This window comes from Phocaeicola sartorii JCM 17136 = DSM 21941, assembly GCF_054653615.1.
In genome coordinates, this window is record NZ_BAAIFW010000006.1 from 1,027,560 (window position 1) to 1,042,971 (window position 15,412).

The following is a 15,412-nucleotide window of genomic DNA, read 5'->3' on the forward strand; positions in this document are numbered from 1 at the left end:
TTTATCTTGTAAAGACAAAGATTAAGCAAATTTGTCTGTCTTTGAGTTTGAATCGTTGGAGATACTTAATTCTTCTTAGAAAATCTCAATAAGATCCGGTGAAACTTTCCTTCTCTGATAATATAAGTTAGATTGGCGTTCCTTATTCAATAAAAAACTTAATGATGCAGCTATGATATATGCGTATATTCGGGTTTCAACTGACAAACAGACTGTAGAGAACCAGCGATTCGAGATAAATCGTTTTGCCAGACAGAGGGATTTCCAGATTGATGTGTGGGTGGAAGAAACGGTCTCAGGAACACGGTCAGCCAAAGACAGAAAGCTTGGCGTACTATTGAAAAGAATAAAGAAAGGGGATACATTGATTGTGTCGGAGATCTCTCGTTTGGGAAGGAGATTGATGGAAGTGATGAGTATACTGAATGCATGTATGTTGAAAAATGTCATCCTGCTTACGGTGAAAGAGAAATATGAGCTGGGAAATAATATACAATCCCAAATATTGGCATTCGCTTTTTCCCTCTCCGCACAAATAGAACGTGACTTGATTTCCCAACGTACCCGTGAAGGACTTGCACGCAGAATCGCCTCTGGACAAAAGTTGGGGCGTCCCATGGGAGGACATAACTCGAAATATAAGCTTACGGGAAAAGAAGAAAAAATAAAGGCTATGCTGGAGGCGGGAACCAGTAAGGCGGAGATGGCGAGGAAATTGAAAGTCAGCAGGAATACATTGGCAGCTTTTCTGAGTAGGAATGGGACAGGGATTCATTCCAACTGATAAAGGTGATACGTCTGTCATTCGTAATAAGAAGAAACAAAGCCTCTGATAGATTATTCTTACTCAAATTTCGGTTTTAGCATAAGGATATACATAAAGCACAAAAACGCTCTGTCACAGTAACATGCACATTACTAATCATTTCCTGTGTAAAAGTCTCTCAAATCCCCCTCAATTGGTATGTCGGTGGGGAAACAAATCCGTTTTTGGGAATGCTCGCATTCGGGAATTCCAGCGGACAGGATGTAGAGTCAGCCCCTCACTGCCTCCCGGCTACTCGTGGGCATCATAGTTCATACCTGACAGGACAGGATACTGTTTGTTTCGGCTATTGAACCCTGTTGCGTATGTAATAAGAATCTGTTCCTATCGTATCTTCACTCCGTTCCCTTTGATATTCCACCTAAGTGAAGCAACTATTCCACCCTAGTGAAAATGGCTGTTCACTAAAGTGAAATCGCCTCTTCACCTAGACGAAGCAACGAACTGATGTGAGATATATAATCGTTCACTCTGCCTCTTATCGGTTACAATTCTTCGCAAACAACCATTTCCATGCCTCGGTATACAACAATGATTTTATGTAGCATGGTAGAACCTATCGCTTTCTGCACAGACTCGCTCGAAGCGTAGCGTTCAGCTTGTTCAACAGCTTGCCGCCTCAACTGTTCTATCCGTTCGTTACTGTCTTTTCCTTTGGCATATTTCAGTTCAATGATGTAGGAGTGGCGCATGTCTTTGTAAATATCCAATAACGGATGCAGAAACAGGTCGACGTATCCTTCCTGACTGTCTTTTTCGGATACGGGACGGTAGAAAGGATTTTGTGCGGTCATGGCAAGAGTGAAACCATGAACAAAATATTCACCTTTCTGCTTGTCCCGCTGTGAGGCATAACGGTGCAGGCATCCGGCAATGTATTCAAAGTAAGGTTTCCATTTGCCATCATAAGCCAGCCCTGAGGCAAGCTTCCTCTTTTCATAACTGTCGAAAGTCAAGTCGTTTTCATGATAAGTATCCAGAATGTAGGCAAAGAGCTGTTCACGTACCACCTGGTTGGGGATGGTGAATTTGGTCTCTCCTTTATGCATTCCGCTGATGGTCAGCATTCCGAAGTAGAAAAGCAGACTCACAAAATTATTGGGATCGGATATGCTTTCTGCCGGGAATCCGGTTTTCAGTTCTCCGGTGACATATCCTTGCTGTAATAAAGTCTGGATGACGGAAGCGTCGTGGGCAAATTCCTTATCCTTGCGGATGAGCATACGCAGTTTGTTATAGTCTACGCGGATGTTCTCTTCAATCATATACCTTGGCAAATTGCCGCCACTATGTACATAATTATCTATAAAATAGAGTACCATGTTAGAGTTGTACATGGAGGAGCGACCGTAACATTCTTCTGCAAAACAATAGTTGTCATACCATGGTTTCATCAGTTCTATCAACTCGTCTACCGAATGATTGAATGGGCACGTTGTGGAGTAGTATTCCAGCATATCCCGTACATCCTTTTCTGTGAATCCTGTCATTTCATTGAATTGTGGATTCAGCGTGTAATTGGTGCCGATGTTGAATCCGCTGGTCAGGTCATCCATGGTTACCGGACTCACTCCCGTCACAAAACAACGCTTGATAGCAGAGTACGTTCCGGCCTTTACGGTATCGAAAAAACTGCGCAGGTAACCGGTACCGTGTGTCTCGCTTCTATAATCGTCCAGGCAGGAGGGTTCGGATAAAATCTTATTAGTAAAATGGTCGTATTCATCAATAAAAAGATAAATGCTTTGTCCGGCTTTATAACATTCTTTGTACAAGTAATCCAATTGTTCCACAGCACCCCGTTTGGCGTTAAGCCCTTCCTTTATCCCTTGGGGGAGGTATTGGGCATAGATATCACAAAAGAAGTTGAATTCGGTATTGCAATGTGCGTCCAGCGACTGGCGGTACGAGTGTAATTCGGCATTTACCACTGCGAAGTTCAGATAGATAATAAGATAAGAATTGCGTTCGGGAGTGGGGTGTTGTCCGACGTAAAGGTCTCCATACCATTTCTCGAAGTTATCGGCATCCAGTATGTTATAATAATGATGAAGCATGGATACCGTCAGACTCTTTCCAAATCGCCGGGGACGGATATAGAAAAAGTATTTGTTGGCATCTTCAATCATAGGAATGAAGCGCGTTTTATCTACGTAGTAGCAATTATCTTCACGGACATCTATAAAGTTCATCATTCCGTATGGAATGCGTTTACGGCGGGTTGTCTTTTCCATCTTTCATACTTTTGAGTGTATACAAAAGTACGAATTATTACTTGGAATCAAAAGAATTGAAGGGTAGTTTTATCCGTTTACGATAAAACAATACCGGGTGACTCATATTAACATCTTCACATGCCAAGCTTAAAATAAAACATGCAGTAATATATGTGTATAATTACTTTCTTCTTCCACCCTGTCAAAACAAAGGGGCTTAAAATTGCAGCACAATTGCAGAAAGGAGTCTCCGGAGGGGTGATTGAATGGAAAGTAAACTGAAAGAACATATAAACCTTATAAATAAGAAAGTATATGAAAACACATGAGAACCGGGCCTTGTTCAGCAAATCATTGCTAAAGGCCGCAACCTGTCTTTTCCTTACTGCGGGTGTTGGGATAACCCCTGTATTTGCACTTCCGGAAGCCAGCACATCAGTCATGGAAACAGTTCAACAAAATCAAACCATCAGCGGTCGGATTACCGATACCAGCGGGGAACCTGTCATTGGAGCCAGCGTTGTGATAAAAGGAACGACCAACGGAACCATTACCGACTTTGACGGTAAGTTCAGCCTCAATGCACCGACCCAAGGCACATTGACAATATCCTATATAGGATATAAAACAATGGAAATATCCATCAACGGGCAACGAACCGTAAATGTTACGCTAAAAGAAGATACGGAGATACTGGATGAAGTGGTGGTGGTAGGTTATGGCACACAAAAAAAAGCAACCCTGACAGGCTCAGTATCATCTGTAAGCGGTGAAGATATTAAAAAAGTCTCAGCAGCCAATTTAAGTAATACCTTAGCCGGTAAGACAGCCGGTATCATAGCCAATACCCGTTCAGGTGAACCCGGCGAGGATGGCGCCGACATTCTTATCCGCGGAAAAGGGACTTTAGGAAATACTTCTCCACTGATCGTAGTGGATGGTATAGCCGACCGTTCATTCAGCCGCCTCAACCCTGAGGACATCGAATCTATTTCTGTACTGAAGGACGCTTCTGCCGCCATATATGGTGCACGCGCTGCAAATGGTGTTATCCTGGTAACCACCAAACGCGGTAAGGAAGGTAAAATGCAAGTAAACTACAACGGCAGCTACACACTTTCTCAACCGACACGTATCCCCAAAATGCTGAACTCCTACCAGTATGCGACTTATGTAAATGAATATGACGCCGACCCACGCCACGATCAGGGCGGTATCACTTATTCCGATGAAGTGCTGCAACATTACATAAATCATGATGATGATCTAAATTATCCCGACACAGACTGGTGGGATGCAGTAGCCAAAGATTGGGCAGGAAAAACCCAGCATAGCTTGTCCGTAAGTGGTGGCAATGATAAATTATCCTTCTACTCTTCCGCTCAATATATGTGGCAGGATGCCATTTACAAACAGAGCACACAGGACTACAAGCAATATCAATTCATCACCAACATTGATGCCAAAATCAACAAATCCGTACGTTTTAGTTTTGATATCCTGGGACGTCAAGAACAACGCAACCGTGGAATTTATTCGACTCCCTACCTGTTTACTTATTTCCTGACCACTTTTCCCGGCAGCGCTCCCTATTTCCCGAACGGACTCCCACGAGTAGGTTACGATGGTATCACCCGCAATGCCGCCATTATGGTGACAGACCAGCCCGGATACAATAAATACACCTATAATATATTAAACCTGAAGCCCTTGCTGCATATTGACCTGGATATGATTACCAAAGGTTTGTACGTGGAAGGGTATGCCGCACTGGATTTCCATTTTGATAACGGCAAATCATTAAATCAGCCGTACGACTTATATTATTATGACAAAGCCACCAATGAATACCAGAACAAAAGAGCAGATACCGGTAAAATCAGTGTAAACTCCTGGTCTAGCAACTACAAAACAATCACCCTGAATGCCCGTATCGGTTATAGCCATACATTTGCCGAAGCTCACAAAGTAGATGCATTCGTGGCTTACGAACAAAGCAAATATGATTATAACACTCTTTCCGCCTATCGTACCAACTATTTGTCTACAGCCATTCCTGAAATATTTGCAGGCAGCAGTGTACCCGAAGACAAGGACAATGGAGGTTATTCGGACGCTACAGCACGTTGCAATTTCTTCGGACGTATCAACTATGGATATAAAGACAAATATTTAGCAGAGGTAACATTGCGCTACGATGGCTCCATGAATTTTGCTCCCGGTCATCGCTGGGGATTGTTCCCGGCTTTCTCACTGGGTTGGGTGATGAGTGAGGAAAAATTCTTCGAACCGATAAAGGATGTGGTCAGCTTCTTCAAACTGAAAGGTTCCTGGGGCATGATGGGTAATGACAATATCGCCGCCTATCAGTTCATGTCCCAATACAAATTCTTAGCAGATAATAAAGGGCCGTACTTTGGAGCAGGAGAGGACGGACACATCAACCAAGGCTTTTACCAAGCACGAGTAGCCAATCCAGTAGTAACTTGGGAAAAAGCAAAGACTTTAAACTTAGGTTTATCCACACAATTCTTAAACGGAAAATTTGGTCTGGATTTTGATTGGTTCCATTCCAACCGTAATGATATTCTTTGTTACCGTAACGCATCCATTCCTTATTACGCCGGAATGACTCTGCCACAAGAGAACATAGGTGAGGTTACTAACTCCGGTATAGAAATCATAGCTACGTATCGAGATCGTGCAGGTGATTTTGAATGGGGAATCACAGGTAACTTAACTTACGCAAAAAATAAGGTGAACTATATGGATGAGGCAGCCAGCACTCCTGCATGGCAAAAGACAGAAGGCCATCCCATTGACGGACAAGTACTCTATAAAGCATTAGGCATCTATCAAACTCAAGAGCAGGTAGATAATACGCCACATATTGACGGAGCCAAACCAGGAGACTTGATTTATCAAGATACGAATGGCGACGGTAACATAACATGGGATGATGCAATCCGTATTGATGAAACAGCTACTCCAAAAATCATTTACGGATTTACATTAAATGGGGGCTGGAAAGGTATCGATTTAAATATGTTTTTCCAAGGGCAGGCCAAAGCCAGCCAATTAGTCCAGCCAACCATGAACATGGCGACAGATTTTTATGAAGGACGCTGGAAAGAAGGAAACACCTCGGAAGAAAATGCCAACGCACGTTGGCCTAAAGCCTTCATAAAACAAACTTATGGTGATACCTGGAATGGGCAAGCTTCGACATGGTGGTTACGTAGTGCATCCTTCTTACGTTTAAAATCAGTAGAATTAGGTTATACATTGCCTAAGGATCTAACAGCTAAAGTAGGAATACAAAAAGCACGAATTTATGTCAACGGAGCAAACTTATTTACGATTGACAACTATAAGATTGCTGATCCGGAAGCAGGCGTGACACGTAATGAAAACAACGAAGTGATCAACTCTAACGGTGTGCTAAGCTATCCGTTGCAGCGAACGATTACTTTCGGTGCCAATATTACATTTTAAGAAACCCAAAAACGACAAACAATGAAAAAGATATATTTATATGTAGCCTTTGCATTGGCTAGCATAGGCATGATTTCTTGTACAGATATACTTGATCAAGACCCGCTGGACTCTTTCACAGATGAAGCAGTATGGAATGATCTTGCCCTTTCCGAAACTTATCTGAATGCGCAATATATGAATCTGATGGCCGAAAACATGAAGGGCACACGCTTTGCACACTATACAGACGAAGTTTTTCAAAAACATACTTATGGTTCAGAAAATGTGACCCAAGGATTATTAAGCTGTGATAATGCCGGAATCGGTTGGGATGATACGATGTGGGATCCCTGGTATAGTTATTATCAATATATAAGCAAGTTGAATCTTTTTTTGGAAAAGATAGATAATGTACCCGGAGATGAGACTTCTAGAAACGAACAAAAAGGGCAAGCCCTGTTTCTACGTGCATGGAATTATCACATGCTATACAGCTTATTCGGACGTGTGCCTATCGTAGATCATACTTTTGACCTGGATTCTTCATTCGAACTGCAACGGGAGGATATGGATAAAGTAGCCGATTTCATTCTAAAGGATTTAGATGAAGCCGCTGCATTGCTCCCTATAGAGTATAGTGATCCCAATGATTTCGGACGAGTTACCAAAGGAGCCGCTCTAGCTCTGAAATCCAGAGTATTGTTATATAAGGCAAGTCCATTATTCGGAACACCCAGCACTGAAAAGTGGCAAGCGGCGGCAAATGCTGCAAAAGCAGTATTCGACTTAAACAAATACTATTTAAAAACGGTAAATAACAGTGAAGAATATGGAGCATTGTTTTATGATGTGAAAAATCCAGAAGTTATCTTCGAAAAATTATTTGACCCTAAATACGGATCAGGTGATAATAACTCATTTTTATATCAGGCTCCATGCGGCATTGGTAACGGCTTCCAAGGATGGGGGAATTTCAATCCGACACAAAATCTAGTAGATAAGTTCCAAATGGCAGACGGTACCGCTTCTGAAAAGAAAACACACTATGACTATTATCCCTGGAACGGGCGTGAAATTCGTTTTTATGCCGCTTTCTTATTAGATGGGGACGAATGGGGATATGGAAAAGACAAACGCGAAGTAGAAGTATATTATGGAGGAGACGAAACGATTCCTGCCGGAAAAGACAGCAGTTGGGGTGAATATTGGTGGAATGCCAGCAATACGGGATACTCCATGCGGAAGTTTCTCGACCCGTCTTATGATGCTACAGGAACAACCATGCACACTACCCCTTGGTTCTTCATCCGTCTTTCAGAAATTTATCTCAACTATGCCGAATGCCAGATTGAGCTAGGCAACAACTCAGAAGCTTTGGAGTATATCAATAAAGTACGTACCCGCGCGCTTTTACCACCCGCTACAGGAGAAGATATCAGAGCCGAATATGAATATGAAAGACAAATAGAGCTGGTATTTGAAGGACAACGTTGGTTTGATCTACGCCGTTGGAAAAAAATGTATGAAGAATACAGCAAGCCCATTTATGGCGTAACTATCGGCAAATTTAAAAATGAAGACGGCACCTACCGCAAAGAATACTGGACAGATAACATTGTTTCCACACGTGTATTCAATAATGACAAACTGTATTGGGTGCCTGTTCCACGTTGGGAGCTGAATAAGTCCAAACTGATTGATGCCGCTCCTTACGAATAATACTATTGGGAAGCAACAGATTATTCATATTAAAAAAGGAGTGTCCAACAAAGATACTCCTTTTTTAATCACCTTCATGCATCAAGGAGTTTCAAGTAAAATTTTCCTATATAGCTCACTATCCAGACTATTTTGCTATATTTTTGCATGATTGTATCATATCAATACCTTCCTAAAAACTACTTTTACCCCCACAAAATATGAAAACTATATGAAAAGAACCTTGTGTACCATGAAAACAAAACTCATAATCCTGCTGCTGCTGACAAGCACACTTACAGCCGGAGCACAAATGTATTTCGGCACTAAAAAAGAAGTACCCGACTCTGTATTTAACGCATTGGCACAAACTCCACCTATGGGATGGAACAGCTGGAACAAATTCGGATGCAATGTGAGCGAACAGCTCATCAAAGAAATGGCGGACGCCATGATTGCCACCGGCATGAAGGATGCAGGCTATGAATACCTGGTCATCGACGACTGCTGGCAGGTAGGACGAGACGAAGAAGGAAATATACAGATCGATCCCAAACGTTTTCCCAATGGAATGAAAGCACTGGCAGACTATGTGCATGCCAAAGGACTGAAAATGGGAATATACTCGTGTGCAGGCTCCGAAACATGCCAGGGAAGACCCGGAAGCCGCGGATATCAGTTTCAAGATGCACGTACATACGCCACATGGGGGATCGATTACCTGAAATACGACTGGTGCTCCAATGAAGGGCAAAAGGCGGAAGCTGCTTACCGTACCATGAGCGACGCGCTGAAAGCATGCGGACGTCCTATTGTATTCAGCATTTGCGAATGGGGGGAGAATGAACCATGGAAATGGGGAAAAGGTATCGGACATTTATGGCGCATCACCCCCGACATACGCGATTGCTACCAGTGTGTATTCGACTGGGGAGGTGTGGGAGTACTCGACATTATAGACAAGATGGCCGATCTCTATCCTTATGCCGGACCGGGACATTGGAACGATGCCGAGATGTTGGAAGTAGGTAATGGTGGAATGACACGCGACGAATATATCACCCATTTCTCCATGTGGTGCATGTTAGCAGCACCACTCATGAGCGGCAACGACCTGCGCAACATGGATAAAGAAACCATAGAAATATTAACCAATAAAGAGGTAATAGCCATCAACCAAGATAAAAAAGGAGAACAAGCCCGCCGGTTTATGGATATGGGCGAAAAAGAAATATGGGCAAAGCCGCTGGATGATGGTGAACTGGCTGTATGTTTCATGAACCGTACGGAAAACAGCTGGAAACTGGATTATGACTGGAAAAAACAAACCATCTATTTTGCCGATGAAGTGAACATACATCGGAAGGAATATAAAATAAGAGACCTATGGCAGCACAAAGACATAGGAACCACAGAAAGAAATACCCGGCACGAAATTCCCGCACATGGAGTATTGATGGTCAGACTGACACCCATTAAATAATGAAACAACTCATTTATAATAATATGAAAACATATATCCTACCCCTGCTCATGATGATGCTCATCTCTTATTCCAACTCCAAAACACAGGACAATGAAAGCACAACTGTATCTCTGCCCGAAGGCAAAGAAATCTATATCCCCAAAGACCTGCGAAGCATGGACTTGCAAGACCCCGAAAGCAAATGGAGCTACCACCGCATGGCATGTACCGAAAACTTCGTCATCTTTTGGGAAAAAGGATTTGGTGACAACCTGTCGGACCCTCCTCAGCTGGAAGGACATTCCATGAAAGTAAACCTGAAAAATCTGGAAGAAAAACTAGAGCATTTTTACCATTATTTCTATCACACATTACAATTCGCCAAAACCGGATCAAAATGCGACAAATACCGCATGATGGTTATGATCAATTATTCACTGGAAGGAACCGCTTATGGTGGAGACTATGACGGTGAAATCGGCGCCCTCTGGATTGCCCCCAACCGGGTACAGGACGAAAAGCTGAATTGTATAGCGCATGAACTGGGACATAGTTTCCAGTCACAAATCACCTGTGACGGCCAAGGAGAAGCCTGGGGTGGTTGCGGCTTCTTCGAAATGACCTCACAATGGATGCTCTGGCAAGTGAATCCAGACTGGATGACCGATGAAAAATATCATTGGGATGCATTCAAGACCCTTACCCACAAGGCTTATCTGCATTTGGAAAACATTTATCATTCACCATACGTCATAGAATATTGGAGCATGAAACGGGGACTGCCGTTCATCGCCGAACTTTATCGTCAGGGAAAGAGAGGGGAAGACCCTGTAATGACTTATAAACGCATGACCGGACTGACTCAGGAACAATTCTGTGATGAAATATTCGACGCCTGCCGTCATTTCATCAATTGGGATTTCCCACGAGTATGGAAAGAGACACGCCCTTATGCCAATCAATATACCTGCAAACTGAACAGCACGGATGACAACTGGTATCAGATCACACCCGAAAATTGTCCGGAAAACTACGGCTTTAACGCCGTTCCTCTCTCAATCCCCCCAATCGGACAAACTGTAACGATAGAATTTTGTGGAGAAGCCGGTAAAAATGGATTCCATACCATCAATGCAGACAAAGCCGGATGGCGCTATGGAATAGTAACCATCACCAAAGAAGGCAAAGCTGTCTATGGAGAAATGAAAGCAGACCCTGCAGGAAAAATCAGTTATGCTGTGCCAGAGAATTCATCTCCGGAACGTCTCTGGTTCATCGTTATGGGAGCACCGGCCGAACATTGGATAAATCCGAATCCGGAAGAAAAGGATGCACAATGGCCCTACCGGATAAGAATAACCGGAAGCCATCCCATTATTCAATAAGACCATACCGCATTTTCGCTAAAAGGGTGTAACAAAACAATAGTGCCATCAGACTATTGGCACCCTTTTAAAGAAAATGTTTCCACACCTTCATATTCCCATCTCTACCTCAATAAATATATTTCATTTTATAAGGCTATTATTTCAAACCTTGTTATCTTTGCATAAAGATGAAAATAGTAACTATGAGAAAACCCATCCTTTCAATACTCTTTCTACTCATATCAGTAATACTACTTGCTGTGCCGAATGATTTCCGTTTCCGGCATTTCTCCGTAGAAGACGGATTGTCATCCAACTCTGTACGTGCCATCATGCAAGACAAATATGGTTTTCTATGGATAGGAACAGAAGAAGGTCTGAACCGATATGACGGAACCATGATCAAATCATATCCAATTTGTCCTAAAACAGCCGGCAAATATATATCATCTCTCTATGAGACGAAAAACAATATATGGATAGGTACAGACGAGGGAATCTATATATATTCTTATGCAACGGAAACTTTTGTCCATTTCAATCTTACAACTCCCAATAATATTCGCATAACCAATACAGTCAACCATATCCTGGAAGATAAAGACGGAAATTTATGGTTCTCAACCAATGGACAAGGTTTGTTCCGATATAATCCCCCGAAAAACTATCTGGAACAATACGAATTTAAAAGTGCATCCGAAATAATAGCAAGCACAATGATAGACAGTGACAACCAAATATGGGCTCTCACAAATCAAGGAGAATCAGGAGTTTACAAATTGAACAAAGCAGAAAATAAATTCGAACCTTTTGAACTTCTTTACAATACCGGAGAACACCGCTCACAAGCACTGGCCATGCTGGAAGATTCAGAACAGACCCTCTGGCTGGGAACATGGGAGTGCGGATTACAAAAAATAGATAAATATACGCGCAAGACCACTACCTATTTACATCCTACGGACAGAAAAGGCGTAACACACATTCATTCGTTAATGGAATATGCTCCTCACCAACTATTAATAGGGTCAGATGACGGATTATTATTATTCAATACCCTTACAGAAGAATATAAACTGTTTACTGAAAATGAAACAACTCCCAACTCTTTATCAAACCGCTTTGTATATCCTATCATAAAAGATCGTGAAGGAGGCATCTGGATTGGAACCTATTATGGAGGAATCAACTACATATCGCCTAATGCCGAACAGTTTGAAAGCTTTTCTCACTCACGGCTTCACAATTCTGTAAATGGAAATGTCATCGGACGATTCTGTGAAGATGCTCATGGACAAATATGGATAGCTTCGGACGACGGCGGGCTGAACCGCTACTCGCCTGAAGACCGGAAATTTGTCCATTATCTACCGGCTGATAATAAAAACAGCCTTTCCTATCATAATGTCCATGCATTATGTATGGATGAAGACAACCTATGGATTGGAACTTATACCGGCGGAGTGAATGTACTGAACCTACAAACAGGGATCTTTAAAGTCTATCATTCTTATACAGATGTCCCGACCTCTCTTGACGGAACCAGTTCCTATGCTATCTTTAAAGACAGATCGGATAGAATATGGGTAGCCTCCATGAATGGCATCAATCTGTATAACCGGGAAGAAGATAATTTTATCCGCATCAAAAACCTGGATGCGCTTACCATAGACATAGATCAGGATACCAAAGGAAATCTCTGGTTCTCCACCCAAGGCAAGGGACTATTTAAATACCATCCCGAAAAACAGATATGGAAGAACTATATACATGACCATAAAAATCCGAACTCACTGGCAAACAACCAGGTGAACTGCGTACTGATTGATACGAACGGAGAGATGTGGGTGGGAACCATGAACGGTCTCTGCAAATACAATGCGGAAGAAGACGCATTCGAAACTTTAACGCTTGAAATCCCCAGTCACAATATATGCAGCATCATCGAAGATCAACGCATATTGTGGCTCACCACCACCAAAGGACTAGTGCGCTACTCCCCTGGAGAAGGTTGCCGAGTATTTACGAAAAGCGACGGACTGCAAAGTGAACAATTCCTGCCCAATGCAGCCTTCAAAGCATCGGATGGAAAAATTTATATCGGCTCGGTAAACGGATTCAATGCTTTCTACCCCTATCAGATCAAGACAAACGTAGTGCTTCCTCCGGTAGTAATTACGGAATTGGAAATAGGCAATAAACAAATTCCGGTAGGAGACAAACTGCTTCCGAAATCTCTCAACCAGTTGAAGGAACTGGAACTGTCCTATAAAGAAAATGCATTCAGCCTGCTTTATGCCTCATTAAGCTATTGCACCCCCAATAAAAACAAATACGCCTATAAACTGGAAGGATTTGACAAAGACTGGAACTATGTAGGCTCCCAAAACAAGGCCACTTACACCAATCTGCCCGCAGGTACCTATCTTTTCAAAGTAAAGGCGACCAATAATGACGGAATATGGAATGAGAAAGGAACCAGTCTGAAAATCACCATCCACCCTCCCTTCTATTGGTGCACCGCTTCCAAACTGCTCTATTTTGTATTGGTTTGCATAGCCTTCGGTTTCGTCATCCGCTTCATCATCAAACGGACGGAGAAGAAACATACGGCTGAAATAAACAAACTGAACGCCAACAAGGAAAAAGAGGTGCACGAAGCCAAAATCAAGTTCTTCACCATGATAGCCCATGAAATACGCACACCGGTATCCCTCATCATAGGCCCGCTGGAGAAAATAATGAAATCACCCCTGCCCCTGCCGGCTACGGTACGCGACGATCTGAACATTATCGACCGTAACAGCCAGCGCCTGCTGTTCCTGGTAAACCAATTGCTGGATTTCCGGAAGGTGGAGCAGGAAGAAATGAAAATGAAGTTCGCTTCCCAAAATATCCACCAACTGCTCAAAGCGGTTTGTGAACGTTTCGAACCTTTCATCGCCCAACACGGAGCGCGGCTTACTGTGGAATATCCTGATGCCGGCTTCACGGCTATAGTAGACAGTGAGGCGGTGACCAAACTAGTCAGCAACCTGTTGACCAATGCCAGCAAATACACCAAAGATGAGGTTATCCTCGCCTGCATCACTCAGCCGGAACAGCATACCTTCACAATCCGGGTGACCGACAACGGCATAGGAATCAGCAAGGAAGAACAAAAGAAGATATTCCATCCGTTCTATCAGGCCATGGACAACAAGCCGGGAACAGGTATCGGCCTCAGCATTGTCAAAAGCATTGTAGAATCACACAACGGCTGCATTGAAGTGGAATCCGAAGTGAACAAAGGGTCATCTTTTATCGTAACGCTGCCTGTAGAACAAGCACAAGTCCTGCCACAGGATACAGGCACGTCCCTGTTGGACAACCCTGCCATTCCCGAAGACATCTTGCAGGAAAGCCTTCCCGGTTCTCCTGTCAAGCATAAGCCGGCCATGCTGATAGTGGATGATAATGAGGAAATGCTGAATTTCCTTTCGGGCAGTCTGGCCGATAGATACAGCATCCTCACCGCAGAAGACGGTGTGGAAGCATTGGAAAAGCTCAAAGAAAACGAAGTGACACTCATCGTAAGCGACTGGATGATGCCACGCATGGATGGAGTGGAATTCTGCAAAGCGGTAAGGGCCAGCCAGACTACCAGCCACATACCTTTCATTCTGCTGACGGCCAAGACAGATACCAACTCCAAGATAGAAGGTATGGATTGTGGTGCGGACGCCTACATAGAGAAACCTTTCTCCATGCAATACCTGGAAGCATGTATCAAGAATCTGGTGGACTTGCGTAATCTGCTGCGTCAGAAATTCTCGAAGATGCCGCTGGTTCCGCTGAACAGCATTGCCAACAATTCGATGGACGACAAGTTCCTTACCCGCATGAATGAAATCATAGAAGAGAATTTCTCCAATCCGGAATTATCCGTAGATTTCCTGGCCGAACAGTTGTGCATCAGCCGTTCGGGCCTGTTTGGCAAGATAAAGACATTGGCCAATATCACCCCAAACGAACTGATTCAGGTGGTACGCTTGAAAAAAGCGGCGGCCCTGCTGGCGGAAAACAAATACCGCATCAATGAAATCTGCTATATGGTAGGATTCAATAACCCTTCTTATTTCTCCAAATGCTTCCAGAAGCAGTTCGGCATGAAACCGGGAGAGTTCGTTAACGGGAAAAGGAACAGTCCGCCTGTGGCGGAAATGAATTAAAGCCGGTATAAAAAGTTATTTCCAACGAGTGCCGGATATGTGTCCGCCACTTGTCGGATATACGTCCGGTGCTTGTTGAATATGCGTCCAACAGGTGCTGGACGTTGGAAGGAAAAGGCTTTGTGAGGTATCTTTTCAAGTCATATCACCGA

7 protein-coding genes are annotated in these 15,412 nt (G+C 43.2%); 6 read left to right on the forward strand and 1 reads right to left on the reverse strand.

Features of this window, described 5'->3' with window-relative positions:
• Positions 1-172: 172 nt before the first annotated feature.
• Positions 173-784, forward strand: coding sequence for a master DNA invertase Mpi family serine-type recombinase (locus tag ACYQ0C_RS21280; protein WP_016274834.1), 612 nt, complete (start codon positions 173-175; stop codon positions 782-784).
• Between the two features lie 527 nt (positions 785-1,311).
• Here the strand turns inward: ACYQ0C_RS21280 and ACYQ0C_RS21285 are convergent.
• Positions 1,312-3,060, reverse strand: coding sequence for an AAA family ATPase (locus ACYQ0C_RS21285; protein WP_016274833.1), 1,749 nt, complete (start codon positions 3,058-3,060; stop codon positions 1,312-1,314).
• A gap of 297 nt (positions 3,061-3,357) precedes the next feature.
• On the opposite strand from ACYQ0C_RS21285, the gene ACYQ0C_RS21290 reads away from it, so the two are divergent.
• From ACYQ0C_RS21290 to ACYQ0C_RS21310, 5 genes are all read left to right on the forward strand, one after another.
• A complete protein-coding gene (locus ACYQ0C_RS21290) occupies positions 3,358-6,537 on the forward strand; it encodes a SusC/RagA family TonB-linked outer membrane protein (RefSeq protein WP_135952585.1) in 3,180 nt (1,059 codons plus the stop codon).
• A 21-nt stretch (positions 6,538-6,558) separates the two neighbouring features.
• Positions 6,559-8,238: a RagB/SusD family nutrient uptake outer membrane protein gene (locus ACYQ0C_RS21295; protein ID WP_016274837.1), complete on the forward strand. Its 1,680-nt coding sequence runs from the start codon at positions 6,559-6,561 to the stop codon at positions 8,236-8,238.
• 232 nt (positions 8,239-8,470) lie between these two features.
• Complete coding sequence (locus tag ACYQ0C_RS21300) at positions 8,471-9,700, forward strand: glycoside hydrolase family 27 protein (RefSeq protein ID WP_050582530.1); 1,230 nt, start codon at positions 8,471-8,473, stop codon at positions 9,698-9,700.
• Complete coding sequence (locus ACYQ0C_RS21305) at positions 9,700-11,067, forward strand: DUF6055 domain-containing protein (protein ID WP_016274839.1); 1,368 nt, start codon at positions 9,700-9,702, stop codon at positions 11,065-11,067. The genes ACYQ0C_RS21300 and ACYQ0C_RS21305 overlap by 1 nt, the downstream gene beginning before the upstream one ends.
• Positions 11,068-11,252: 185 nt before the next feature.
• The gene (locus ACYQ0C_RS21310; protein ID WP_016274840.1) at positions 11,253-15,260 is read left to right on the forward strand and encodes a hybrid sensor histidine kinase/response regulator transcription factor; all 4,008 of its coding nucleotides are present in this window, start codon (positions 11,253-11,255) and stop codon (positions 15,258-15,260) included.
• Positions 15,261-15,412 lie beyond the last annotated feature (152 nt).